Here is a 24,705-nt window from a genome sequence, read left to right on the forward strand (position 1 = left end):
TTAATGTCTCGGCGACAGAGTGTGAGACGTCAGGCGCATGCAATGTCAGCACTGAGAAATTGGAGACGTTCCATGATCTACCACGGCAAATCGTTATCGGTTACCCAGCTGGCGGCAGGTATTGCCGAGCTGTGTTTTGACGCGGTGGGCGAGTCGGTCAATAAGTTTGATTTGCAGACGGTACATGAGCTGGCTGAAGCCATTAGCGCTTTAGAGTCGACGCCCGGCCTGACCGGTGTCATTGCTACCTCGGCTAAAGGGGTGTTTATCGTCGGTGCTGACATCACGGAATTTGGCAGTGTGTTTGGCAGTGGTCCAGAGGCTGTTGTTGAGCACCTGCGAAAGAACAATGACAACAATAATCGCCTGGAGGATTTGGCGGTACCCGTGGTGGTGGCCATCAATGGCTTTGCATTGGGCGGAGGTTTGGAGTTTTGCCTGGCGTGCGATTACCGCGTGGCCAGCAGTGCTGCAAAAATTGGCTTGCCAGAAACAAAATTGGGATTGATCCCCGGCTGGGGTGGTACGGTTCGCTTGCCGCGTATTGCAGGCGTTGACACGGCGGCTGACTGGATAGCATCGGGGAAAGAGCAGCGGCCAGATGCGGCGCTAAAAGCCGGCGTACTGGATGCGGTGGTGGCGCCAGAACAATTGCGCGAGTGCGCGCTGCACACGGTAAAACAATGTATCGACGGTAAGCTCGACTATCGCTCTCGTCGACAACAGAAAACCGGCCCTATGCAGCTCAACGATACCGAGGCATTAATGGCCTTTGAGACGGCAAAGTCCTTTGTTGCAGCGCAGGCGGGTAAAAATTATCCAGCGCCAATTGCCGCACTTAAGGCCATGCAAAAAGCGGCAAAGGGCGATCGGGCGGAGGCCCTGGCAGAGGAGGCCAGCACCTTTGCAAATCTCGCACAGGGTCCACAAGCTGCAGCGCTGGTGGGTTTGTTTTTGTCAGACCAAATGATCGGCAAAAAGGCCAAGGGTTGGGAAAAACAGGCCGACAAAAAAATTGAGCGTGCGGCGGTTTTAGGGGCGGGCATTATGGGCGGTGGCATCGCCTACCAATCGGCTCTTAAGGGTACGCCCATAAAAATGAAAGATATCGCCCAGGCGGGTATTGACCTCGGGTTGAACGAGGCCGCCAAGCTGTTAACCAAACAGGTTGAGCGAGGGCGCATGAACCCGGCCAAAATGGCTGAAGTACTAACGCGCATTGAACCTTGCTTGAGCTACGACGGCTTTGATCAGGTGGATATGGTGGTTGAAGCGGTGGTTGAAAACCCCAAGGTAAAACACGCGGTATTGGCGGACGTTGAATTCAAGGTGACAGACGACACCATTTTGGCGTCGAACACGTCGACTATTTCTATTACTCACTTGGCAGAGGCGCTCAAACGCCCGGAAAATTTTTGTGGCATGCACTTTTTTAATCCCGTGCACGCCATGCCCCTGGTAGAAGTGATACGCGGCGAAAAAACCTCCGATACCGCGGTGGCTCGCACAGTGGCCTACGCCAATGCCATGGGCAAAAAAGCCGTTGTGGTAAAAGACTGCCCTGGGTTTTTGGTGAACAGAGTGCTGTTTCCGTATTTCGCGGGCTTTTCAATGTTGCTACGCGACGGCGCCGATTTCCAGCAGATAGATAAGGTAATGCAAGCTTGGGGTTGGCCCATGGGGCCCGCCTATTTGCTAGATGTGGTGGGTATCGACACAGCGGCACACTGCGAAACAGTAATGGCTGAGGGCTTTCCCACGCGCATGGGCAAAACTTTTAGAGCTTGCACCGACATCATGTACGAGGCCAAGCGTTACGGCCAAAAAAATAATTTGGGCTTTTATCGCTACGAGGCCGACAAAAAAGGCAAACCCGCCAAGCTCGTCGATCCGCAGACTTATGAGTTACTGGCACCCCATTGCGCAGAGCGTCGCGAATTCAGCGACGAAGAGATTGTGGCGCGCATGATGGTGCCCATGGTCACAGAAATGGCGCGCTGCTTGGAAGAGGGCATTGTCGATTCTGTGGCCGAAGCCGATATGGCGCTTATTTATGGCTTGGGGTTCCCGCCCTTCAGGGGCGGTGTTTTCCGCTGGGTGGACAGTGTGGGTATCGATGCGGTCATTGCCATGGCCAATGAGCATCGTGCACTGGGTGAATTGTACGAGCCAACGCCCGGTATGCTGGCGTTGGTTGGCAAAAAATACTACGCATAAGGCGAGGGATTCAGAGTGAGCTTACATCCGAAAGATGCAGTTATCGTAGATTACGGTCGCAGCCCCATGGGGCGCTCAAAAAATGGTTGTTTTCGCAATGTGCGGGCCGACGATTTATCGGCGGTGGTTATTCGGGGGCTATTGGCGCGCAATCCGGAATTAGATCCCGCAGAAATTGACGATGTGATTTGGGGTTGCGTGCTGCAGCGCGAGGAGCAGGGTTTTAATATCGCACGCAATGTGGTGTTGCGCGCGGGCTTACCACACTCGGTGCCGGCACAAACCGTAAACCGGCTGTGTGGTTCGTCTATGAGTGCGTTACACACGGCGGCGGTGAATATTCGCGCGGGCCAAGGCGATGTGTATTTGGTGGGCGGTGTCGAACATTTGGGCCACTTACCTATGTACGAATCGGTAGACCCAAATCCTTTGCTGGGGCTCTCGGTGGCAAAAGCGGCGGGCAATATGGGTATGACCGCAGAGTATTTGTCTATGTTGCATGGCATTACTCGCGCGCAAATGGACGCCTTCGGTGCGCGTTCCCATCAATTGGCCGCCCGCGCAACGCAGTCGGGTATTTTCAATCGTGAAATTATTCCGGTGCCAGGCCACGACAGCCAGGGTTTTCCGGTGCTTGTAACAGAGGACGAAACTATTCGGCCGGATACCACCGTGGAAGCGCTGGCACAATTGCGCCCGGTATTCGATCCGCGCAATGGCACAGTCACTGCCGGGACCTCGTCGCAATTGTCGGACGGTGCCTCGGCTATGCTGGTGATGTCCGCCGAGCGAGCCCAGGCCCTGGGTTTAACGCCCATTGCGCGTATCACCTCTATGGGGCTTGCTGGGGTTGATCCCAGCATCATGGGCTATGGCCCTGTGCCCGCCACCGAGAAGGCATTAAAGCTGGCCAACCTGACCATCGACGATGTACAGGTGGTCGAGCTTAACGAAGCCTTTGCGGCACAGGCGCTGCCCGTGTTGAAAGACCTGAAGCTGTTAGAGGTCATGGATGAAAAGGTAAACCTGTTTGGCGGTGCCATTGCGCTTGGGCACCCCTTCGGCTGCTCGGGTACGCGTATTACGGGCACGCTGCTCACGGCTATGCAAAATAAAGATGCCGCCATCGGCGTGTCGACTATGTGTATCGGCTTGGGGCAGGGGATTACCACCGTGATCGAGCGGCTTAATTAAACGATACTGGCGTTATTCGCTGCGCAGCACCTGCGTAGCTGAACCCAAGGGCCCGTTGCGCGGGCCCTTTTTTATGGGCGCACGATTTGCCAGGCGGATTCGCCGTGGCGTGGCGTGGGCGATCTGATAAACTGCCGTGCCTATTTGGTCACAGGGTGGAGAGTGGTTTGCCGGCGCCAACAGACATACATCAGGATGCAGCCCAGTGGTTGGCCGCTCAAACAGCGCGCGATGATGGCTGCGTGTGCCTGCGCATTGCCCACGATCCCTATTATTTACCCGGTGCCCCCAGCATTCAGTTAATGGCGCTGTTGGCCCATCGTCGGTGTTTACCGGTGGCCGTTGTCGTGTTTGAGGCGGGTCGGTTTTCGCTGGACTCAGTGCCAGTGAACCATCAAACACTGAGCGACTGGGCCCAGGCGCGCGAGCTGGCTTGTATCGACCTTACCCGGCCCTTGGTGCTGAGCCCCGTCCACATTCCAAAGCCTTGGGGGCGGGAAATCTGGTTTACCGGCATCGAAAGTCGCGGTCAGTCGGGCGTGCGCGATGCGCGCGGTCACTGTGTACCGCTGCCTTGGTTGCTGGCGGTACTGCCGGAGTTTCTGACGGCTGGCCAGCCTCGCAGCGTCACTTTGCTTAAAATATTAGACCCGCTTCCCGAGCCGGTTTTTGGCGACCTCTACTTCGAAATGCATCAGCAAAAACAAGAGGTGTATGTGGTGACCCATGTAGACGCCCAGTCTTGGCCTAGCGGCGAGGGCGGCATACGCTTGGGTTTTTGCCAGGCTAAACGCGCGGAATACGACGGCGATGCGGCATTTAAGTCGGCGTATTTGGCAGCGGTGCGGGACTACCAGCGCGTGCGCAACCAGATCGATGGCCTGTTGGATCAGCGGCGTCTGCGTGCGGGTATCGCCTTAGACGCCGCTGTTCCCGCGGGACAACTAAAGGCCTGGCTGAAAGATATACCGCAATCGCTGGCCGAGCAGGAGCAGCAGTTGCGCGCGCAGCTAGATAGCTTTGCCGCAGTAAGACCGCTCAAGGTGGGAGATGTGGTGCGCGTGCCCTGTTATACACCGCACTCGCTATTGCACGGCGTGACTACCGTTGAATTTCAAACCCCCGTGTATGAGCGCCAGATTCTATCTTTCGCGCAAAAGGTCTTGACCCAATCTCACTGGGACACCGAGGCGGCGATGGCGGCGGTCAACCTGGAAGCGCCTGTACCCGAAGCGCTGCCACTGTTGGACGAACACGCCGGCTGTCGGCGCGAGCGGGTGGTGGCATTTGACGACTTTACCGTCGAGCGCGTTAAGCTGCAGCCGGGTGCCGGGCTAACAATTTCTCTGGCAGGTCGCTATTGCTTGATTATGGGTGTGACGGGTTCCCTGCAGTTGGCCAATAGGCCGCTGCCGGCTTCGGAGGCGCATTTTGTCGCGGCTTCCTGCAAGGATGTTACCTTACATAACGACGGCGCCGAGCCCGCCGTGGCACTTGTGTCGGTGCCGCGCTAAATGGCGCGTTTACTCCTTCTTTTTTGGTGCTGGAGTGCCGGTTGCTGTTGGGCCGGTGCCAACCCTTCGGCGTGGCTGGCGCTATCCCCCTCGGGGCAGCAGGTCTACTTGGTGGGCAGTGTGCATCTGGGGACCGCGTCTTTTTACCCTTTGGCCCCGGCGCTGGAGCGCGCCTTTCGCAGTGCGGATGTGCTGGCAGTAGAGCTTGATATCACCCAGCTGGAGCCAGCCCCGGTGGCTGCGCTGATGCAGCGCTTGGGTTTTTTTGCGCCGGGGCAGGCCGGGCTTAACGAGGGCTTATCACCCGCTCTGGCCGCCAAATTACAAGACTTTTGCGCACTGTATGCGGTGTGTCCACCGGCCGCTGAGCGCCAGCGCATGCGCCCTTGGTTGTTATCGCTGCAAATTACCAACCATTTAATGGCGCAATCTGAATACCAGCCGGCACTGGGCGTGGATCGCTATTTTCTGGCCCGCAGGGGTGATAAGACACTGGTAGAGCTGGAGTCGCTAGAGCGCCAAATGGGTATTTTTGCCGGTTTATCCCAGGTAGCGCAGCAACACCTTTTGGATAGCACTTTGATGGAGCCCCAGGCTTCTATGGAATACTTAGACGATATGGTGCAGGCCTGGCGTCGCGGTGACGATGCTGTGCTGAGCGAATTGGTGCTCGAGCCGGTGCGGCTTGGTGCGGGCGGCGCCAGCCTCTATCAGTCGCTATTTGTTGTTCGTAATCAGGCCATGGCCGAGCGCATCGCGCAATTGGCAAAGGTGCACGATACGACGTTTGTAGTAGTGGGGGCAGGGCACCTGTTGGGCAATGACGGCCTGCCTTCATTACTGCGCACACAGGGCTTTAGTGTTAACCCGCTTTAGTTGTTTCAAGTTTGTTGAACCGTGCAATCGACTGTGGCACAATCAGCACCCCTTGAGCGCGGCCACTGGTTTATTTTTATAATTAATCCAGTAAAAACAAAGAGTTAGCGCAAGATTTGATCAGTTTAAGCACTGCTAATTAGTGCTGAACTAACCATGCGGAAGTGGTGAAATTGGTAGACACGCCAGATTTAGGTTCTGGTGCAGCAATGTGTGGGGGTTCGAGTCCCCCCTTCCGCACCATATTTTGAGATACCGGGATGCGTGCGCATCCTCCCAGATTTCACGAGGATAAAAATGCAGGTTTCTATCGAAGCGACTTCCGGTCTAGAGCGTCGTTTGACTGTGGGCGTTCCCGCCGATCAAATTGACAGCGAAGTGAACAAGCGTTTGCAGCAAGCAGCCAAAACCGTGCGCATTAACGGTTTCCGCAAAGGCAAGGTGCCTTTGAAAGTCGTTAAGCAGCGCTTTGGTGCCGGTGTGCGCCAGGAAGTTGTGGGCGAAGTAATGAGCCGCTCTTTCTATGACGCTGTTCGAAAAGAAGACGTGAAGCCTGCCGGCCAGCCGAGCATTGAGCCCAAGCAGATGGAAGAGGGCAAAGACCTTGAGTTCGTGGCCACTTTCGAAGTTTACCCAGAAGTTGCCCTGTCCGATTTTAGCGATTTGGAAGTTACTCGTTTAACCGCAGAGGTTACCGACGCCGATATCGACAAGATGATCGAAGTGCTGCAAAAGCAGCAGGCGAGCTGGGAAGAAATTAAGCGCAAAGCGAAAAAAGGTGATCGCGTAAATATCGACTACGTGGGCACCAAAGACGGCGAGCCCTTTGAGGGTGGTTCAGCTGAAAACCAGTTCCTGGTGCTGGGCTCAGACTCAATGATCCCCGGTTTTGAAAAGGGTCTGATCGGTTGTAAAGCTGGCGAAGAGCACGTCTTGGATCTGACTTTCCCCGAGGACTATCAAGCTGAAGCCTTGCGCGGCGCTGCCGTGCAGTTCACCGTGAAAGTGAATGGCGTGTCGGCGCAGAAATTGCCGGAACTGGACGACGCTTTCTTTGAAAAATACGGTGTTACTGAAGGCGGTCTGGAAAAATTCCGCGCCGAAGTAAAAGACAATATGGCGCGCGAGCTGAAAAATGCAGCGCAAGCCAAAGTCAAAACTCAGGTTATGGATGCGCTGGTTAGCAAGCACGAAGTTGATTTGCCCAAGGCGCTGGTGCAGTCTGAAATTGGCGCGCTGCGCAATCAGATGGTGCAGCGTTTTGGCGGTGCAGCCAACAACGCGCAGCTGGATTTTGCGTCACTGTTACCCGACGATATGTTTACCGAGCAAGCTCAGCGTCGCGTGAAGTTGGGCTTGGTTGTGGGTGAAATTGTAAAAGCCAATGAAATTAAGGTGGACGCCGATCGCGTGCGCACCATGGTGGAGGAATTGGCCAGCACTTATCAAGAGCCTGAAGAAGTAATTAACCACTACTACAGCAACCGCGAGCTGCTCGCCAGCGTCGAGTCTGCAGTGCTGGAAGATCAGGTGGTAGACTTCCTGCTCGCTGCAGGTAAGGTGAAAGAAGAGGCCAGCACCTATGACGAAGTCATCAAGCCGGCTGAAAAAGACGCCTAATTATTGATCTGATAGACGGAGCCGCGACGTAAAACTCGCGGCTTTCTTTTCTTAGCTATGCTTGTTGTGTTGGCAGGCGCCCTTATCTCGGGTTAAGCTCCAGTGCAATGGAAACCAGAATCGCTACTCCGGTCAAAAAATGATCACTGGTATAGGTAGCTGCAGCCTCGTTTCCCAAGGCAATATTTCAGACTGAACAAGGAATTGACAATCAAGATGGCAAGTTTTGATGCAGCCAACAGTGCCTCGGGCATTGTAACTAACAGCCTGGTCCCCATCGTGGTGGAGCAAACCGCACGCGGCGAGCGCTCCTATGACATCTACTCGCGCCTGTTGAAGGAGCGCGTGATCTTTTTGGTGGGCCAGGTGGAAGACCATATGGCGAATCTGGTGGTTGCGCAGCTATTGTTCCTGGAAGCGGAAAACCCCGATAAAGATATCCATTTGTATATTAACTCGCCCGGTGGCTCCGTTACTGCGGGCATGTCTATCTACGACACTATGCAATTTATTAAGCCAGACGTCAGCACCATGTGCCTGGGTCAGGCCTGCAGCATGGGTTCGTTCCTGCTGGCCGCCGGTGCCAAGGGCAAGCGCTATTGCTTGCCAAACGCCCGTACCATGATTCACCAGCCAAGCGGCGGTGCCCAAGGTCAGGCGAGTGATATTCATATTCAGGCGCAGGAAATCCTTAAAATCCGCGAGCGCTTGAACACAATTATGGCCGAGCACACAGGCCGTACAGTGGAGGAGATTGCACGCGATACCGAGCGAGATAACTTCATGAGCGCTGAAGAGTCCATGAAATACGGTTTGATCGATAAGGTGCTGTCCAGCCGGCCAAAGGCTGAAAAATAATCCGTAACGGCAGGATCAATGCGCCCTCGGGGGCTAAACTCCCTTAAAGAGGGCCTTTGCACTTGAAAATCCAAGGCAAAGCTTGCATCTTGTATCATTAGAACTGTGGTAAGTGGAGTGGGTCGATGACCGATCGCACAAAAGAAGGTGGAGACGACAACGGTAAATTGTTGTATTGCTCCTTCTGTGGCAAAAGTCAGCATGAAGTTCGCAAGCTGATTGCCGGTCCGTCCGTATTCATCTGTGATGAGTGCGTGGATCTTTGCAACGATATTATTCGCGAGGAAATTCAAGAGGCTGTAGCTGAGGGTGACAGCGGCAAGCTGCCGACGCCCCAGGAGATAGCGGCAACCCTCGATCAGTATGTCATTGGCCAAAAAATCGCCAAGAAAGTGCTGGCTGTGGCAGTTTACAACCACTACAAGCGCCTGCGCACTGGCGAAAAGGCCGGCAAGGAAAAAGAGCCCGTCGAGCTAGGCAAGAGTAACATTCTGCTGGTGGGGCCCACCGGAAGCGGTAAAACGCTGCTGGCCGAAACCCTGGCGCGGATGCTGAATGTACCGTTCACCATCGCCGACGCCACCACGCTGACCGAAGCGGGCTATGTGGGTGAGGATGTTGAAAACATCATCCAGAAGCTGCTGCAAAAATGTGATTACGATGTAGAGAAGGCCCAGCAAGGCATTGTTTACATTGATGAAATCGACAAGATTTCCCGCAAATCAGACAACCCGTCGATCACCCGCGATGTTTCCGGCGAGGGTGTTCAGCAGGCGCTGTTGAAGCTGATTGAAGGCACGGTGGCCTCTGTGCCCCCACAGGGTGGTCGCAAGCACCCGCAGCAGGAATTCCTGCAGGTGGACACCGCCAACATCCTCTTTATCTGTGGTGGCGCCTTTGCCGGCCTGGATAAGGTCATTCGCGATCGCTCGGAAAAGGGCGGTATCGGCTTTGGCGCAGAGGTGAAGAGTAAAGACGACAAGCGTAACGTGGGCGAAGTGCTGCGTGACGTAGAACCGGAAGATCTGGTGCGCTACGGTCTGATTCCCGAGTTTATCGGTCGTTTGCCAGTCATTGCCACGCTCGAAGAGCTGGATAAAGAGGCCTTGATCACCATTCTGACCGAGCCCCGCAATGCGCTCACCAAGCAATATGCCAAGCTCTTTGAAATGGAAGGCGTCGAGGTGGATTTCCGACCCGATGCGCTGGACGCTGTGGCGCAAAAAGCCATGGACCGCAAAACCGGCGCGCGCGGCCTGCGCTCTATCATGGAGAACGTGCTGCTCGACACCATGTACCGAATTCCGTCGGAAGAGGGTGTCTCAAAGGTAGTGGTTGACGAATCGGTTATTCGCGGCGAATCTGAGCCGTTGCTGGTTTACGAGAATCAGGAAAAACCGGCAAAGGTGGCACCGCAAGACTAAAAAGCCATCAAAAAGCATAAAAAAAGGGCCGTTCAGGCTCTTTTTTTATGTGTGATGCCATCGCTTGCTTGTAAACAGTGGACATCGCCCCCACTGATTGATTAACGTAAAATCGATTACGACTGTACCGCTGACTCACTTACAGAGCTGCTAGGCTTGATTGCAAGCCGTGTTCAACGGACGGCATAGATTAAAGAGGCACCTTATGGATCACCAAGCACCTGCAGAGACGCACGCTGACTTACCCCTGTTACCCCTGCGCGACGTGGTGGTATACCCCCACATGGTCATTCCGCTGTTCGTGGGGCGGGCAAAGTCTATCGAAGCCCTGGAAGCGGCCATGGCGGCCGACAAGCAAGTCTTGTTGGTGGCGCAGAAAAACGCGGCCGACGATGATCCGGATGGCAAAGACCTGTACAGCATTGGTACGGTTTCCACCATTTTGCAGCTGCTCAAGCTGCCCGATGGCACGGTTAAGGTGTTGGTTGAGGGCGGCGAACGCGCGCGTCTGAACGACATTACCGACATGGGCGGCTACTACCAAGCCAATATTGCCACCTTGCCTTCAGACGAAGTTCCCGAGCGCGAGGCCGAGGTGCTGTTGCGCTCGGCGATGACCCAGTTCGAACAGTATGTCACGCTCAGCAAAAAGGTTCCGGCCGAGGTAATGACCTCGCTGTCGGGCATCGACGATCTGGGTCGCCTGGCGGATACTGTGGCGGCTCACATGTCGTTGGAGCTTGCCCAAAAGCAAGACATTCTCGAGATGGTTTCAGTGCGCGAGCGACTGGAGCATTTGCTGGGGTTAATGGAAGCGGAAATCGATTTGTTTCAGGTGGAAAAACGCATCCGCGGCCGCGTGAAAAAGCAAATGGAAAAAAGCCAGCGCGAGTATTATCTGAACGAGCAAATGAAAGCCATTCAGAAAGAGCTCGGTGATATTGGCGAAGAGGGCAACGAATTTGACGAGCTCGAGCGCAAGATTGCCGATGCCAAAATGCCTGAGGATGCCGATCAAAAAACCAAGGCTGAACTGGCCAAGCTGAAAATGATGTCGCCCATGTCTGCAGAGGCATCGGTACTGCGCTCTTATATCGACTGGATGGTGAATGTTCCCTGGAACAAGCGCAGCAAAGTGCGCCACGATCTGGCGCGTGCCGAAGAAATCTTAGAGGCCGATCACTACGGCCTAGAGGAAGTGAAAGAACGCATTCTGGAATACCTTGCCGTACAAAAACGCGTCAAAAAAGTGAAGGGGCCAATTCTGTGTTTGGTGGGCCCGCCCGGTGTGGGTAAAACCTCTCTGGGTGAATCCATCGCGCGAGCTACCAACCGGAAATTTGTGCGTATGGCCTTGGGTGGCGTGCGCGATGAAGCGGAAATACGGGGTCATCGCCGCACCTATATCGGCTCTTTGCCCGGTAAGCTGGTGCAAAAAATGTCGAAAGTGGGCGTCAAAAACCCGCTGTTTTTGCTCGATGAAATTGACAAGATGGGCATGGATCATCGCGGTGATCCCGCCAGTGCACTGTTGGAAGTGCTCGATCCCGAGCAAAACGCAAAATTTAATGACCACTACCTGGAAGTTGACTACGACCTGTCTGACGTGATGTTTGTGTGCACCTCTAACTCCATGAACATTCCCGGCCCGCTATTGGACCGCATGGAAGTTATTCGAATTCCGGGTTACACCGAAGACGAGAAGCTCAATATTGCCAAGCGCTATCTGGTGCCCAAGCAATTGAAAGCCAATGGGTTAAAAGAGCAGGAAATTAACGTCACCGATGAAGCTATCTTGGGCGTTGTACGCTATTACACCCGCGAGGCCGGCGTGCGCGGCTTGGATCGCGAAATGGCGAAACTGTGCCGCAAGGTGGTGACCGAGCACGTTAAACAGAAAACCACCGGTTGTGTCACCGTCGATGAAAAAAATCTGGAAGACTATCTGGGGGTCATGAAGTATGACTTCGGGCGCGCTGATGCGGAAAATCAAATCGGCCAGGTGACCGGCTTGGCTTGGACCCAGGTAGGTGGCGAATTACTTACTATCGAGTCCTCCGCCGTGAAAGGTAAAGGGCGCATGGTGAAAACCGGTTCGCTGGGCGACGTCATGCAGGAGTCTATCCAGGCGGCCCTGACGGTAGTGAAGTCCCGTGCTCAAGTGTTGGGTATTGCGCCCGACTACCACGAAAAGACCGATATCCACATTCACGTACCCGAGGGCGCCACGCCCAAAGATGGCCCCAGTGCCGGGATTGCCATGTGCACGGCACTGGTGTCGGTGCTCACCAATATTCCCGTGCGCTCGGATGTAGCCATGACGGGCGAGATTACCCTGCGCGGCGAGGTACTGCGTATTGGTGGTCTGAAAGAAAAGTTACTGGCAGCACACCGCGGCGGTATTAAAACCGTGATAATCCCCGCCGATAACGAGCGGGATTTGCGAGATATCCCCGACAATATCAAAGCTGATTTGCGAATATTGCCGGTGAAGTGGGTAGACCAGGTCTTGGAAATTGCCCTGCAGGACGTTCCCAAGCCGTATTCCGATGAGGAATACCGTGCGTTGGAGCAGCAGGCGCAGGACAGTGCTAAGCGAATTAGCACGCATTGATTGATCATTTATTGATCTTTGTGGCGAGGCTTTGCGCGGAACGGAAAAAAACCGTGAAATCCCGTGCAGGCCGCGCCAAATCTGCGATTCATGCCTTGACCGCCCTTGGTTCAGTTGGTATAAATCGCAATTCGTTACGCGATGGTCAGGCAGAGCGCGGCTTGAACAGACGTTGTTTTTTCATTAGTCGTTACAGTTTTCGTTGTAAATAGTGGAACTTGTAATAATAAAAGGGGTTTAGTGTGAATAAATCTGAATTGATCGAAGCGATTGCCGCTTCTGCGGATATCCCAAAGGCTGCTGCCGGCCGTGCGTTGGATGCAATGGTTGACTCAATCACTGGTGCTTTGAAAGAAGGTGATCAGGTTGTATTGGTAGGTTTTGGTACTTTCGCAGTTAAAGAGCGTGCAGCGCGTACCGGTCGCAACCCACAGACGGGTGCAGAGATTCAGATCGCTGCAGCTAAAGTACCGGGCTTCAAAGCCGGTAAAGCGCTGAAGGATGCTGTAAACGGTTAATTTCTGCGATAGGCAGAGCGATGATTGGCCAGGCGCCAATCATGCAATCGCGAAAAAGGCGCATCCCTGATGCGCCTTTTTCATATCACCGGCTACTGATAAACGCCGGATTTACAAGACCATGTACCGCGTTTAGCGGTTAGACAGATGCTGGGGTAGACCATGCTGCAATCTTTTCGTGACAACCTTAAAGGAACCGTTGCGATGTTCTTGGTACTGCTGGTTTCAGTGCCATTTATCTTCTTTGGTGTAGATAGCCTGTTCACCGGCGACACGCAGTCCGGTAAAGCGGCCGAAGTAAACGATGACATTGTTTCCGAAAATCAGCTAAGACGTGCCATCAGCATGCAGCGCGACCAGCTGACCCAGCGTTTTGGCGACCAGTTGCCCACAGATTTTTTATCCGATGAACGCCTGCGCGGCCCGGCTCTCGACAATTTGGTCAATCGCCAATTGCGCGTACAGGGCGCTAAAGCGGGGCGTATGACCATTAGCGATAAAGCCCTGGATGAGCTCATCGTCAATGCACCCGCGTTTCAGGTCGATGGCAAATTTGACGCCCAGCGTTTCACCTACATGGTGCAGTCAATGGGCTACACCTTGGCGGGCTACCGCGAAATGGTGCGCCAGGAAATTATTGCTGCACAATACGTATCCGCTGTTGGCTTAACCGGCTTTGTGACCGAACAGCAGCTGGCGCAATATGTCAGCCTCAGTGAGCAAGCCCGTGACTTTTACTATGTCACCTTGCCCTTGGCGCCGGTTTTGGCTGCAACAGAAGTGGCGGACGAGGAAATCGAAACTTACTACCAGCAAAATCAGGATAAGTTCCAGGTTCCCGAGCGCGTATCGGCAAAACTGATCGAGCTGAACGTTGCAGATATTGCGGCCACCGTAGAGGTCACCGACGAGCAAATTGCGGCGCAGTATGCCGAAAACATGAAGTCCTACGAGACGGCGCCCGTGCGCCAGGCGGCGCATATTTTGGTGGAAGCGGAAGATGCAGATACCGCTCAGGCAAAGTTAGCTGAAGTGCAAGAAGCGCTGTCTGCAGGCGAAGATTTTGCGGCGGTAGCGGCGCGCTTGTCCGATGATTTAGGTACCCGTGAGACAGGCGGTGATCTTGGTTTTACATCGGGCGATACCTTTCCCGAGCCTTTTGAGACGGCCTTGGCGGCACTGGACGTTGGTCAGGTATCCGAGCCCGTCGAAACCGATGCGGGCTGGCATATCATTAAGTTGGTGGCTCTGGATCAAGCCGAGCCTCCCACACTGGAAGAAGAGGCGCCGATGATTCGCATGGCCTTGGCCGAGTCGCAAGCTCAGCAGGCTTTTGTTGAAAAATTGGAGCGCTTGAAAGAAGAGGCTTACAACAATCAAAACATCGATGAAGTTGCGCAGACGCTGGGGCTTTCTGTGCAAACACTGCCGGCATTTTCCCGCTCTGGCGGCGCTGGCCTGGCAGCCGATCCCCGCGTCGTAGAAGCGGCATTTTCGGCCGATGTTTTGAAAGATGGCCACAATAGTCCCGTACTTGAGCTGAGCGAAACCAGCGTTGCTGTTCTGAAGGTAACCGAGCACTTTCCGGCAAAAGTTAAGCCGTTGGGCGAGGTGTCTGACCTGATTAGCGCGCAGTTGGCAGAAGTTAAAGCCAAGGCCCAGTTGGCCAAGCAGGGAGAGACGCTACTGGCCGATCTCCGCGCTGGCGCCGATGTTGAAACACTGGCGCAAGCAGCCGGCTACGATTGGCAGGTGAGTCAGTCCGTTAAGCGCAGCGATGCACGCTATGATGCCGAATTGTTGAAGGGTGTGTTTGACTTGCAACAAGTCGGCGATGCTCCTGCCTTTGGTCAGACCTACAACAAAGACGGCGATCTGGTGTTGGTAAAATTGGTTAAGGTGGTAGACGGAGAACTTGCCGCGCTAACGCAAGAAGAGCGCAAGGCCCTGTCCCAACGTTTAAGTTATGAAATTGCCAACGCTGAAGTGGCTGCCTTTGAAGCGGCGCTGAAAGAAAAGGCGGAGATAACGATTTATTGATGCAGTGCGGGCTGGTAGCGGTGTGTTGCCGGCCCGTTAATGCCGTGCGAATACGCGGCTGACAGACTAAAAAAAACCCGCGCTAGCGGGTTTTTTTTGGTTTGCTTGTTGTATAGCAGTACTTAATTCGCGCGCTTTAATTCACCCGCGTGACATCCACAAACAGCGTGATCTTTTGGCCGGGATGAATGTAGCTTTGGGTATCCATGGTGTTCCACTTCAGAATGTCGGCCACGCGCAAATTAAATTTACCGGCAATCCGGGCCAGTGAGTCGCCACGCCTGACGCGGTAGTTTACTTTGCGAATCACACCGTTGCTGTTGGTGGTGCTGCTGGCAATTGTGGTTTTAGACCAAAGCACCAGCTTTTGGCCGGGTTTGATGGGGTCTTTGGGCGCCATGCCGTTCCAGCGAGCTACATCTCTGACGCTAACTTTATGCGCATTGGCAATTTTCCACAGGCTGTCGCCGCGTTTTACCACATAGGACACTTTTTGGCTGCCTGCCTTGCCCTTGGAGCGGGCCTGTTTGCTTTTGATCCGTTGATCTTGGCTGTAGGCATAGCTGTCCACAGGCTGACTAGCCACGGGAATCACCAGCGTTTGGCCCTTGCGGATCATGTTGGAGCTGAGGCTGTTGGCCGCTTTTAACGCGCTGACGCTGGTGTGGTGGCGCTTGGCAATCAGATTCAGGCTGTCGCCCGATTTTACGGTGTAATTCGCCCAGCTGACGCGTTCGCGCGGGGGCATCTGTGCGATGCGCTCTTTGAATACTGCGGCGTTCTCTAGGGGCAGCAGAAAGTGGTAGGGGCCTTCGGGATCGGTGGCCCAGCGGTTGTAGCCGGGATTCAGGTGGTAGAGGTCTTCCAGCGACATATCGGCCAGCTCGGCCGCCTGCGCTAGGTCCATCTGCGCATCTAGGTCTACGCGCTCAAAATAGGGGGTGTCGGGTATTTCGAGCAGGCTCAGTCCGTACTCGTCGGGGTTGCGCACCAGCTCCGCTAACGCCAGCAATTGGGGCACATAGGCGCTGGTTTCGCGCGGTAATTTCAGCGACCAGAAATCTGTGGGGCGGCCCTTTTGCTTATTGCGGCGAATTGCCTTGCGCACATTGCCGCCGCCGGTGTTGTAGGCGGCCAGCGCCAACAGCCAATCGCCGTCAAACTGATTGTTCAGGTTGGTCAGATACCGAATCGCGGCATCGGTAGAGGCCTCAATGTCCCGTCGACCGTCGTACCACCAATTTTGCTTCAAACCGTAATGTTTGCCGGTGCCGGGAATGAATTGCCAGATGCCTGAAGCGCGACCATGGGAGTAGGCAAAGGGGTCAAAGGCGCTTTCCACAATGGGCAGCAAGGCCAGCTCCAGAGGCAGGTCGTTGGCTTCGAGCTCGTCCACTATGTGGTACAGATAGCGGTTGGCGCGCTCTGCGACTCGCTCCATATAGCGGTTATTTTTTGAATACCATTTGATATAGGTGTCGACCCGCTCGTTGTGAACGGGCGGTATTTCCAGGCCTGCGCGTATGCGCTGCCAGAGGTCGGGGTGCTCTTCGGGTGCGAATACCAGCCAGGCCGCCTCATCCACCGGGCAGTAGGCATCCAGCACTTGGGTTTTCTGGGTTTTGACAAGGCTCTGGGCCTCGGTGGGGATCTGGCTGCAACCTAACAGCAAGCCGCTCGCAGCAAGTGCCACGGCCAAGGGTTTCAACGTAAATTTCATCTGATGCCGGAAACTATCTGCGTAATTGCCCCGAATTGTAGGGATGCCGGCATAGCTGGTCAACAAACGATCATAAATCTAGTTCACCATAATAACTTTTTGCTTTAGAAGGTGTCTTTCCAGCGCCGCAGCGCGCCCATGTAGTCGGCGGGGCTGGCGAGCAATTGCTGGGCGTGTTGCCGGGCGCTGGCCTGCACCGTTGGTTGGTCGGTGCGCATAAAGGGGTTGGTGGCCAGCTCCAGAGCCAGTGTGGAGGGCAGCGTAGGCAGCCCGGCGCTGCGTTTGCATTGCTCTTGCGTGATGCGCTGCTCGATCTGTGGATTGCCTGGTTCGACGGCAGCTGCAAAAGCGAGATTGGCCAGTGTGTACTCGTGGGCACAGCAAATCAGCGTGGCGGGTGGCAATTGTTTAAAGGCCTCGAGGGCCTTGTGGAGTTGGCTTGGGTTGCCCTCAAAGAGTCGACCACAACCTGCGGCAAACAGGGTATCGCCGCAGAATAGCGCGCCTGGCTGGTGCGTATCGGGCTGCAAGTAGTAGGCGATATGATCCAGTGTGTGAGCCGGCACAGCCAGTACTGTCAGCGTCCAAGGTCCCAGCTGTAATTCACTGCCGGCGGCCAGTACTTCGGTAATCTGGGGGATCTTTGCGCTGTCGGGCCCGTACACGGGCAGCGTTGGTCGCCCGGCCCGCAGGGCGTCCACACCGCCAATGTGGTCGTTGTGGTGGTGGGTAATCAGAATCCCGGCCAGCGTGAGCTGCTGGCTGTCCAGCCAGCGCTCCACTGGATCGGCGTCACCCGGATCGACCACCCAGCAGTGTTGATTGTCGCTCAGGGCCCAGATGTAATTATCTGTAAAAGCGCGAATAGGGGTGATATCCAGCATAGTGAGAAGACCTTCTTGGGACGGTGGGTGGGGAGTGGCAATCTGCCGGAGCCTGTGTCCATAATAACAAAGTCGCGCCACTCGTTTACCAAGCGCGCTCTAGATTAGGGCGCAGGCTGGAGTTGCTATGAGCTATCTGACACCGCCTGAACGGTTTAAACGCCTGCCCGGGTTGACCCACTGGGGCCGGGGCCTGCCGCCGCTGTCGGAAGCGGTGCCGGCCATGGAGCGCTGGTTTAAAACGCCGGTGGGGCGCGAGATGTTAAGCCGCGAGCTGCAGCAGGTGGACGAGGTGCTGCAATGCCTGTTTGGCTACCACCTTTGCCAGATGAGCGTGTGCCGAAATTTAGAGTTAACGGCCACCAGCCGTATATTGCATCGCTTTAGCCTGAACCCCTTGGCCCCGGAGGCCGTTCAGGGCCACAACCCCGCAGCCCTGGCGCAGCCCGAGCAATTGCCGCTGCCCGCCGAGAGCACCGACGTGGTATTGCTGCACCATATTCTCGAATTTTCCAACAAGCCGCATCAGGTGCTGCGCGAGGCGGCTCGGGTGTTGATTCCTCGCGGTCATTTGGTGATCGTCGGGTTTAACCCCTGGAGCCTGCTGGGTGCCTGGAAAATGTTGGCCAAGTGGAGCCGCGATCCCCACTGGCGCTATCAGGCGCTGTCGGTGCGGCGTTTAACGGATTGGCTGCGCCTGCTGGACATCGAGGCCACCAGCCTCAGCCGTGGCTTTTACCGCCCGCCACTGCAGGGGCAGCGGGCACTGGCGCTGTTGCACACCTGGGACAGCTGGTGCGAGCGCTGGCAGTGGCAGGGAGGCGGCTTCTATGTGCTGGTGGCGCGCAAAGAGGTAACGCCGTTAACGCCGGTGCGCCCAATGTGGGCCGCCAGCGAAGTGCTGCAGGGCCTGGGGGCCCGCACCTTGCCCAAATCCAATAAAATTGCGCGGCGCGGTGCCGGGCATCAGCGCAATCGCGGCTACAAAAACCCGCCCTCAGAATCCTGATCTGGTATCCTCTGCGGTTTTAGCAGAGAGAACGCCAGTTTGAAAAAGGTCGAGCTATTCACCGACGGCGCCTGCAAAGGCAATCCCGGCCCCGGCGGCTGGGGCGTGTTACTGCGCTACGGCGATAAAGAGAAATCCCTGTGCGGCGGCGAAGCCCATACCACCAATAACCGCATGGAGCTGATGGCGGCCATCGAAGGCTTGCGCCACCTGACCGAGCCCTGCGAGGTCGTGCTGACCACCGATTCGCAATATGTGCGTCAGGGGATTACCAGCTGGATGGCCAAGTGGAAGCGCAATGGATGGAAAACCGCCAGCCGGCAGCCTGTAAAAAATGAAGACTTGTGGCGCGCGCTCGACGAACAGGCCGGTCGCCATACCATCACCTGGGCCTGGGTAAAGGGGCACTCAGGGCATCGCGAAAACGAGATTGCCGATGAGCTGGCCAACCTAGGCATTGAACAAATCAGTCGCTGACGCCTTTTGTATGCGTTAGTAGAGTTTTAGTCTGCACAAAAAGTATTGTTATGCGCCAAATTGTACTGGATACAGAAACCACGGGTATCGATCCCAATCAAGGGCACCGGATTATTGAAATTGGCTGTGTCGAAATGGTCAATCGCAAACTCACCGGTCGCCACTACCACCAATACATCAACCCCAATCGCGAAGTAGAGCAGGGCGCCATTGATGTGCACGGTATTACCAACGAGTTTCTCGCCGACAAGCCGCTGTTTCGCGCGGTGGCCGATGACTTTTTAGCCTTTGTGGACGGCGCCGAGCTGGTCATTCACAACGCGCCCTTTGATGTGGGATTTATCAATCACGAGTTTCGTTTGCTGGCCGACGGCAAACAAAATATCGAACACTATTGCGGCATACTCGATACCCTGGCATTGGCCAGAGCCAAGCACCCAGGCCAGAAAAACAATCTGGATGCCCTGTGTAAACGCTATGGCGTAGATAACTCTCAGCGCGATCTGCACGGCGCACTGCTCGACGCCGAAATTTTGGCCGACGTCTACTTGTTAATGACCGGTGGTCAAGAGGCTTTGTCGTTCGCCAGCGCGAGTGAGCAGAAGTCGTCCGGTGGCAGCCAGGGGATTCGTCGCCTGGACAGCCAGCGGACGCCCTTGCCCGTGATTGCCGCTGCCGCAGACGAACTAGCAGCGCACCAGCAAAAGCTGGAAAAGTTGCAGAAAATCAGCGGGCAGTGCCTGTGGTTGCAATCCGGTGACTGACGGCTTTTCCTGGGTGGCCCAAGAGGCCGCCTTTGTTGTGGTTGATAAGCAACCTGGCATCGACTTTCATACCGACAACGGCGTGCCCGGCCTGGCGGCTAGGGTGGGTGCCGCCTTAGGTGAACCCCTGTGGCCCGTACATCGATTGGATAAAATGACCTCGGGATTGGTGTTGTTAGCGCGCTCGGTGGCGGCGGCAGGTCAGCTAAGTGAACTTTTTGCCCGCCGCCAAATGCATAAATTCTACCTGGCTATCGGGCAGGGAAAACCAAAAAAAAAGCAGGGCTTGATCCTCGGCGACATGGTTCGCAGTCGTCGCAAAAGCTGGAAGCTTTTGGCCTCTGCCGACAATCCCGCTGTCACTCAATTTTTTTCGCAAGGGTTGGGGGCGGGGCGGCGCTTGTATCTACTGAAGCCACATACCGGCAAAACACACCAGTTGCGGGTGGCCTTGAAAAGTTTAGGTTCCCCGGTGCTAGGCGATGATGTGTACGGTGGCGGGCCGGCAGACCGCGGTTATCTGCACGCGTTTCAGTTAAATTTTACTCTGGCGGGCAGGGCGTGGTCCTTTTCTGTGCAGCCTTCGGTGGGCGAGCATTTTCTCGCGCCAGCCGCACAAGATGCTCTGGCTCACTACCACACACCCGGTGCCCTGGCGTGGCCACAGTTACCGCAACACATTGACGGCGCACGTTTATGAAGTTGATTTTTCCTCTGCTATTGTCGGCGATGCTACTGGCGGCCTGCGAGCCTCGGTCGCCGAATTTACCGGCCGACGGCATCGAGTTGGTGGCGCAAACCTGCTGGTTCAGTGCGGAAGTACCCGCCGATTGCTATCACCTAAATGTGACTGAGGTAGGGCAACAGTTTCAATTGCCCGTGGTGGTGTTGCGCGCAACACAGCCGGCGCAATCGGCTGTGTTGTATTTGTCGGGTGGCCCCGGTGGCAGCGCCTTTTTATCGGCCGAGGATATGATTTATTGGCAGGCGCAATACCAGCGTATGGCACTTGATGCCGACTTAGTGTTGGTAGATCGGCGGGGCACCGGGCTTGCACAACCGCAATTGCAGTGCGACGTGTTTCGGCGACAGTACCGGCGCGCGCTAGCGAAAAATTTACCCGCGCACCGCGAAAATGATTTGATTTTTCAGGCGATGACGGCCTGTTTTGATCAGCACCTAAGCCCGCAGCCAGAGGTCGAACGCATTGCCGTGTCGGCGCTGGGTACGGCAGCAGACACCCGCGACATGCTCACCTTGATGGACGCCTTACCCTATGCACAGTGGCATGTGTGGGGTGTGTCGTACGGAACGCGCCTGGCACTGTCAGTGGCTGCCCAGCGACCACTCACCTCGCTGGTGCTGGATTCCATTTATCCGCCGGGGCGAGGGCAAAGCGAGGAGTGGCCGGCGCTGATGAACAGTGCCATGCAGCGCTTTTTTTCCTGGTGCGATCGCCACCAATGCGCCCGCGAACTGCCCGTCGCCATTGCTCAGAGCGCGAATAGCGAACAGAATTTTCAGCAGGTGCTTTCGGCTCTGGATAGCCGGCCTGTGATTTTGTCGTTGCCCAGTTGGTATGGCGAGGCACCCTATACGCTAACGGTCAACGGGCAGCGCTTTTTACAGATTGTTTTCAGTGCAATTTACGACCAGTACCTGTGGCCGGATATTGGTCAGGCGCTACAGGAATTGCCCGTGCGCAATGAAACGGCGTTGCGTACACTGGCTGAAAACTTTATCAACAATGCCTTTGATCCGCTGTTTTCCGAATTGGTATTTTATGCCGCCGAGTGCAAAGACAATGCGCCGTCTGCGTCGGAGGCCGTGCAATCGGCGTTGGCGCAGAGTCCGCATTACCGGCGTTACCTGGAAGGGCAAATGCAGTGGGATGTCTGTGGTGCGGAGCTTTTTTCCGGGCTTCGTGGCGCCGAGCAATTGTCGCTCGATTTGCCGGCCACTGTGTCGGCGCCGGTGCTAATGCTTAGCGGTGCGCTAGATCCCATTACGCCCGTGGAGTGGGTGGTGCCGCTGCAGAATTCACTGCCGCTTTGGCAGGCGGCTCGCTTTGAGCAGGTGGGCCATGCGGTGGTTGCAAGCGATGTCTGCGCCGAACAATTATTGGCCAATTTTATACGCCGCCCCGAGCGAAAATTGCAGTTGTCGGGCGGTGCCTGTACGGCCGAGCGCATTGCCTTGCAGCACAGTGAACAGATCCAATAATTTGCCGTTTTTCGGTTGTTGTAATGGCGTAATTGTCGTTAGAATTGCCGCCTTTTTTCCGTTGTAGCAAGCATGAATCTCGTTGTAGCAATCAGAGCCCAAACATCTACCCTGGCCCGTCAGGCACTGGCGCCGCTGCGTGGTGAACTGGTAAAAAGTCGTCTCGAGGCGCAAGACCCTGCGCTGCGCAATCTGGTGGACGGCTTGTGTGCTCGGGGCTTGGCAAACGAGTTGGCCGGCGCATCGCTGCATTGGTTTTTGGTGGCTACTGAAGCCACTGTGCAGGCCTGGGGTGAGCAGCCGGGGGTGGCGGTGTGTTTCAGTGCTGATTGGCTGCGTCAGCAGGCGCTGCGTATTCGCTACCTCAAGGGCATTGCCTATTGCGATGCGGCGGCAGCCTGGGCCGACTATCTACCGTTTGAGGGGCAGCTTGCCACGGCGGTGCAAGAGGGCGAGGGAATTGATTGGACGGGGCAGCCGCTGCAGGCATCCCCTCCGATCAGCGAGCCTGATACGGCCTCGGGGGCGTTGGTGGAAGGGGCAGTGCGGCCCAAATTGCGAAAGCGCTCAGCCAAAGCGCGGCCTCAATCAGCCCCTGCTAGCCTGCCGCACCATTCGCCACCTCAAACCGCCGTGTTGCCTTGTTTTGACGAGAGTCCGCGCACAGAGCAAACTGCGGCGGTGGTGCCTAAATCCCGCTCAGCCAACAAGCGCGGCCGAGCGCGCCCGGCAGTGGATGAAGAGCAGTTAGACCTGTTTGTATAAGCCCCGCTATGCCTGGATGGCGGTGCTGATGGGCCGGCTGGTGGCGACGCAATTGCGTCCCAGGTGTTTGGCTTGATACAGCGCTTTGTCGGCTTGCTCGAAAAGCTGTTTGGCACTGGTTTCCGTTTGCCACTGCGCCAGTCCCAGGCTGGCGGTTACCTGCAGACGCTGATCGCCCTGTTGAATGTCCAGTTCGGCAATCGCTTCGCGCACGCGCTCCGCAATAATTTCTGCTCCCTCTAAATCTGTGTTGCTGAGCAGCACGGCAAATTCCTCACCGCCGTAGCGGAATGTCATATCGGTGGCGCGCGCCACCTGCATGATGGTTTGTGCCACTTCGTGGAGTACTTCATCGCCCACGGCGTGGCCGTAGCGATCGTTGATTTGCTTAAAGTAATCCAGGTCTACCATCATCAGCGACAGGCTTTGTCCGTAGCGCTGCGCCATCTGCAATTCGCGTCTGACGGCGGTGTCCATGGCAACCCGGTTGCCGGTGCCGGTGAGTGGGTCGTGCAGTGCGGCCTTGAGTGCATCCTGGTATTGCAGGGCGTTGCGCAGCGGGTAGATCAGCGTGCCGAGCAGCGATTCAATGCAGGCCATTTCGGCCTCGCTAAAACGCTTGGCGCGGTTAAAGCGAATTTCGCCCAGGTTGTCTCTGGGGGTAATTAGCCGGTAGTCGCAGTGGTGCAGGTTTTCTTTGCCCAGCGAGAGGTGGATACCGCGCGCCGGGTGCCGGTAATTCAGGCCGCCAATGGCGACCTGGCGATCCAGGTACTTAATGAAAATATCCAGCAGCGCCTGCAGGTCCAGCGTGGTTTGCAAGGCGTGGACCAATTTGTGGCGCAGCTCCGGATCGTCCTGAATGGCAATGCGGGTCAGCTTGCGCTTGTTGGCGGCACGGGTGTGCAGCTGCGTAACGTGATTGGGTTCCTGCATGGTGTACCCCTCGGGTGACTGTCGGCCTTGGCCGTGCAAGTGATCTGGCCCGTAGCTGTTTACGGTGCTGATAAGCAGGCTCAGCGAATTTCATGCCACTTTTTCTATCTATTTAAAACCATTTATAAAACAGTGACTTAGGCCGATTTTTTATACGCTTGTCGCTTTTTTGAACAAATTTTTGACGCTCTGCCGGCAATCTTTCCCGCGCAGCGGGGGTAAGCGGCGATTTATTGCCGCTTGAGAAACTGTATAAATATACAGTATTCTAACAGGCTCGTTCATCAATAATTGGTCCTGGAGGTGGGTATGGGTAGGGCTGTGCCGTTAGAGCAGCTGTTGAGCCAGCGCACCGATGTCTGGCGCGCGCGGTCTGCCATCCGCAGCCGGCCGGTGCTGACCACGGGGTTTCAGGCCCTGGATAGCCAGTTGCACGATGGTGGTTGGCCGTTGGGGGCCAGCACCGAGCTGTTAGCCAGCGGTTTGAACTGGCCGCTGTTAATGCCGGCGCTGGTGTCTCGCCTGCCGGGTTATGTGGTTTTGATAAACCCGCCGCTGATCCCCAGCGCCCGCTACCTCGCCGATCGAGGGGTGGCGCCGGAACAGCTGTTGGTCATGCGTGCGCTCAGCTTGCACGACAGTCTGTGGGCTGCAGATCAGGTCTTGCGCGCGGGTTGCTGCGCGCTGGTGTGCCAGTGGTTACCCGATCGCGGTGTCGGCGATCGGGATTTGCGCCAGCTGCAACAGGCCGCCAGCCGCGGCGACAGTTGGCATGTGTTGGTCAGATCGCCGGCGGCAGTCCAGCAGGCGGCGCCGGCGGCGCTGCGGCTCAGTGCCGAGCCGGTGGCCAAGGGGCTGGCCTTGACCATTGTTAAGCAGCGCGGGGGCTGGGCTGGGCAGCAGCTGGTATTGCCCCTGTGGCCAGCGCTGAGCGATCGGCAGCTGGCGCCTCTGGCAGATTGGCCGGTGCACCTGGAGCCATTGCCGCAATTGCCCCAGCGCGCCATGCCCGTGCGGCCGGCGGTGCTGGCCTCGCTGGTGAACGGTTAGTG

At 56.1% G+C, this 24,705-nt stretch carries 20 protein-coding genes and 1 tRNA gene; 18 read left to right on the forward strand and 3 right to left on the reverse strand.

The window, feature by feature from the left end:
- Nucleotides 1–72 precede the first annotated feature (72 nt).
- The 11 genes from fadB (at nucleotide 73) to ACW8F6_RS16500 (ending at nucleotide 14,875) form a co-directional block, all read left to right on the forward strand.
- The gene (fadB, locus tag ACW8F6_RS16450) at nucleotides 73–2,217 is read left to right on the forward strand and encodes a fatty acid oxidation complex subunit alpha FadB (protein ID WP_491577007.1); all 2,145 of its coding nucleotides are present in this window, start codon (nucleotides 73–75) and stop codon (nucleotides 2,215–2,217) included.
- Between the two features lie 15 nt (nucleotides 2,218–2,232).
- Nucleotides 2,233–3,411, forward strand: a complete 1,179-nt coding sequence (fadA, locus tag ACW8F6_RS16455) for an acetyl-CoA C-acyltransferase FadA (RefSeq protein ID WP_491576971.1) — start codon at nucleotides 2,233–2,235, stop codon at nucleotides 3,409–3,411.
- 167 nt (nucleotides 3,412–3,578) lie between these two features.
- Nucleotides 3,579–4,925: a hypothetical protein gene (locus ACW8F6_RS16460; RefSeq protein ID WP_491576972.1), complete on the forward strand. Its 1,347-nt coding sequence runs from the start codon at nucleotides 3,579–3,581 to the stop codon at nucleotides 4,923–4,925.
- Complete coding sequence (locus ACW8F6_RS16465) at nucleotides 4,926–5,801, forward strand: TraB/GumN family protein (RefSeq protein WP_491576973.1); 876 nt, start codon at nucleotides 4,926–4,928, stop codon at nucleotides 5,799–5,801.
- Nucleotides 5,802–5,959: 158 nt separating this feature from the next.
- A tRNA-Leu gene (locus ACW8F6_RS16470) sits at nucleotides 5,960–6,044 on the forward strand.
- Nucleotides 6,045–6,098: 54 nt separating this feature from the next.
- Entirely contained in the window at nucleotides 6,099–7,421 is a 1,323-nt protein-coding gene (gene tig, locus ACW8F6_RS16475) for a trigger factor (protein ID WP_491576974.1), read from the forward strand.
- Between the two features lie 216 nt (nucleotides 7,422–7,637).
- Nucleotides 7,638–8,279 (forward strand): ATP-dependent Clp endopeptidase proteolytic subunit ClpP, encoded by a 642-nt coding sequence (clpP, locus tag ACW8F6_RS16480; RefSeq protein WP_491576975.1) that lies wholly within the window; start codon nucleotides 7,638–7,640, stop codon nucleotides 8,277–8,279.
- Nucleotides 8,280–8,404: 125 nt separating this feature from the next.
- Nucleotides 8,405–9,703, forward strand: a complete 1,299-nt coding sequence (gene clpX / locus ACW8F6_RS16485; protein WP_491576976.1) for an ATP-dependent Clp protease ATP-binding subunit ClpX — start codon at nucleotides 8,405–8,407, stop codon at nucleotides 9,701–9,703.
- A gap of 205 nt (nucleotides 9,704–9,908) precedes the next feature.
- Nucleotides 9,909–12,317 (forward strand): endopeptidase La, encoded by a 2,409-nt coding sequence (gene lon, locus ACW8F6_RS16490; RefSeq protein WP_491576977.1) that lies wholly within the window; start codon nucleotides 9,909–9,911, stop codon nucleotides 12,315–12,317.
- A 242-nt stretch (nucleotides 12,318–12,559) separates the two neighbouring features.
- Nucleotides 12,560–12,835: a nucleoid-associated protein HU-beta gene (gene hupB, locus ACW8F6_RS16495; protein ID WP_491576978.1), complete on the forward strand. Its 276-nt coding sequence runs from the start codon at nucleotides 12,560–12,562 to the stop codon at nucleotides 12,833–12,835.
- Between the two features lie 162 nt (nucleotides 12,836–12,997).
- Nucleotides 12,998–14,875, forward strand: a complete 1,878-nt coding sequence (locus ACW8F6_RS16500; RefSeq protein ID WP_491576979.1) for a SurA N-terminal domain-containing protein — start codon at nucleotides 12,998–13,000, stop codon at nucleotides 14,873–14,875.
- 136 nt (nucleotides 14,876–15,011) lie between these two features.
- Here ACW8F6_RS16500 and ACW8F6_RS16505 read toward each other — a convergent pair whose 3' ends face one another.
- Nucleotides 15,012–16,595: a LysM peptidoglycan-binding domain-containing protein gene (locus ACW8F6_RS16505; RefSeq protein ID WP_491576980.1), complete on the reverse strand. Its 1,584-nt coding sequence runs from the start codon at nucleotides 16,593–16,595 to the stop codon at nucleotides 15,012–15,014.
- A gap of 104 nt (nucleotides 16,596–16,699) precedes the next feature.
- The gene (gloB, locus tag ACW8F6_RS16510) at nucleotides 16,700–17,479 is read right to left on the reverse strand and encodes a hydroxyacylglutathione hydrolase (protein WP_491576981.1); all 780 of its coding nucleotides are present in this window, start codon (nucleotides 17,477–17,479) and stop codon (nucleotides 16,700–16,702) included.
- A 127-nt stretch (nucleotides 17,480–17,606) separates the two neighbouring features.
- Here gloB and ACW8F6_RS16515 point away from each other — a divergent pair, with 127 nt between their 5' ends.
- The 6 genes from ACW8F6_RS16515 to ACW8F6_RS16540 all read left to right on the forward strand — a co-directional run bounded on the left by ACW8F6_RS16515 (nucleotide 17,607) and on the right by ACW8F6_RS16540 (nucleotide 22,717).
- Complete coding sequence (locus ACW8F6_RS16515; protein ID WP_491576982.1) at nucleotides 17,607–18,488, forward strand: class I SAM-dependent methyltransferase; 882 nt, start codon at nucleotides 17,607–17,609, stop codon at nucleotides 18,486–18,488.
- 39 nt (nucleotides 18,489–18,527) lie between these two features.
- Complete coding sequence (rnhA, locus tag ACW8F6_RS16520; protein ID WP_491576983.1) at nucleotides 18,528–18,965, forward strand: ribonuclease HI; 438 nt, start codon at nucleotides 18,528–18,530, stop codon at nucleotides 18,963–18,965.
- Between the two features lie 50 nt (nucleotides 18,966–19,015).
- On the forward strand, nucleotides 19,016–19,729 hold the full coding sequence (gene dnaQ / locus ACW8F6_RS16525) for a DNA polymerase III subunit epsilon (protein WP_491576984.1): 714 nt from the start codon (nucleotides 19,016–19,018) through the stop codon (nucleotides 19,727–19,729).
- Nucleotides 19,722–20,429, forward strand: coding sequence for a TIGR01621 family pseudouridine synthase (locus ACW8F6_RS16530; protein WP_491576985.1), 708 nt, complete (start codon nucleotides 19,722–19,724; stop codon nucleotides 20,427–20,429). The genes dnaQ and ACW8F6_RS16530 overlap by 8 nt, the downstream gene beginning before the upstream one ends.
- Complete coding sequence (locus ACW8F6_RS16535; RefSeq protein WP_491576986.1) at nucleotides 20,426–21,952, forward strand: alpha/beta fold hydrolase; 1,527 nt, start codon at nucleotides 20,426–20,428, stop codon at nucleotides 21,950–21,952. The genes ACW8F6_RS16530 and ACW8F6_RS16535 overlap by 4 nt, the downstream gene beginning before the upstream one ends.
- A 72-nt stretch (nucleotides 21,953–22,024) precedes the next feature.
- Nucleotides 22,025–22,717: a hypothetical protein gene (locus ACW8F6_RS16540; protein WP_491576987.1), complete on the forward strand. Its 693-nt coding sequence runs from the start codon at nucleotides 22,025–22,027 to the stop codon at nucleotides 22,715–22,717.
- 6 nt (nucleotides 22,718–22,723) lie between these two features.
- Here ACW8F6_RS16540 and ACW8F6_RS16545 read toward each other — a convergent pair whose 3' ends face one another.
- Nucleotides 22,724–23,653, reverse strand: a complete 930-nt coding sequence (locus tag ACW8F6_RS16545) for a GGDEF domain-containing protein (RefSeq protein ID WP_491576988.1) — start codon at nucleotides 23,651–23,653, stop codon at nucleotides 22,724–22,726.
- Between the two features lie 309 nt (nucleotides 23,654–23,962).
- Here ACW8F6_RS16545 and imuA point away from each other — a divergent pair, with 309 nt between their 5' ends.
- Nucleotides 23,963–24,703, forward strand: a complete 741-nt coding sequence (gene imuA / locus ACW8F6_RS16550) for a translesion DNA synthesis-associated protein ImuA (protein ID WP_491576989.1) — start codon at nucleotides 23,963–23,965, stop codon at nucleotides 24,701–24,703.
- Nucleotides 24,704–24,705 lie beyond the last annotated feature (2 nt).

The sequence above is a fragment of the Simiduia sp. genome, assembly GCF_058345725.1.

What these genes read in the sequence shown, in the direction of transcription:
- fadB (WP_491577007.1), top strand. Translation starts at nt 73, where the DNA reads ATGATCTACCACGGCAAATCGTTATCGGTTACCCAGCTGGCGGCAGGT.
- ACW8F6_RS16465 (WP_491576973.1), top strand. Translation starts at nt 4,926, where the DNA reads ATGGCGCGTTTACTCCTTCTTTTTTGGTGCTGGAGTGCCGGTTGCTGT.
- tig (WP_491576974.1), top strand. Translation starts at nt 6,099, where the DNA reads ATGCAGGTTTCTATCGAAGCGACTTCCGGTCTAGAGCGTCGTTTGACT.
- clpP (WP_491576975.1), top strand. Translation starts at nt 7,638, where the DNA reads ATGGCAAGTTTTGATGCAGCCAACAGTGCCTCGGGCATTGTAACTAAC.
- clpX (WP_491576976.1), top strand. Translation starts at nt 8,405, where the DNA reads ATGACCGATCGCACAAAAGAAGGTGGAGACGACAACGGTAAATTGTTG.
- lon (WP_491576977.1), top strand. Translation starts at nt 9,909, where the DNA reads ATGGATCACCAAGCACCTGCAGAGACGCACGCTGACTTACCCCTGTTA.
- ACW8F6_RS16500 (WP_491576979.1), top strand. Translation starts at nt 12,998, where the DNA reads ATGCTGCAATCTTTTCGTGACAACCTTAAAGGAACCGTTGCGATGTTC.
- ACW8F6_RS16505 (WP_491576980.1), bottom strand. Translation starts at nt 16,595, where the DNA reads ATGAAATTTACGTTGAAACCCTTGGCCGTGGCACTTGCTGCGAGCGGC.
- gloB (WP_491576981.1), bottom strand. Translation starts at nt 17,479, where the DNA reads ATGCTGGATATCACCCCTATTCGCGCTTTTACAGATAATTACATCTGG.
- ACW8F6_RS16515 (WP_491576982.1), top strand. Translation starts at nt 17,607, where the DNA reads ATGAGCTATCTGACACCGCCTGAACGGTTTAAACGCCTGCCCGGGTTG.
- dnaQ (WP_491576984.1), top strand. Translation starts at nt 19,016, where the DNA reads ATGCGCCAAATTGTACTGGATACAGAAACCACGGGTATCGATCCCAAT.
- ACW8F6_RS16535 (WP_491576986.1), top strand. Translation starts at nt 20,426, where the DNA reads ATGAAGTTGATTTTTCCTCTGCTATTGTCGGCGATGCTACTGGCGGCC.
- ACW8F6_RS16540 (WP_491576987.1), top strand. Translation starts at nt 22,025, where the DNA reads ATGAATCTCGTTGTAGCAATCAGAGCCCAAACATCTACCCTGGCCCGT.
- ACW8F6_RS16545 (WP_491576988.1), bottom strand. Translation starts at nt 23,653, where the DNA reads ATGCAGGAACCCAATCACGTTACGCAGCTGCACACCCGTGCCGCCAAC.
- imuA (WP_491576989.1), top strand. Translation starts at nt 23,963, where the DNA reads ATGGGTAGGGCTGTGCCGTTAGAGCAGCTGTTGAGCCAGCGCACCGAT.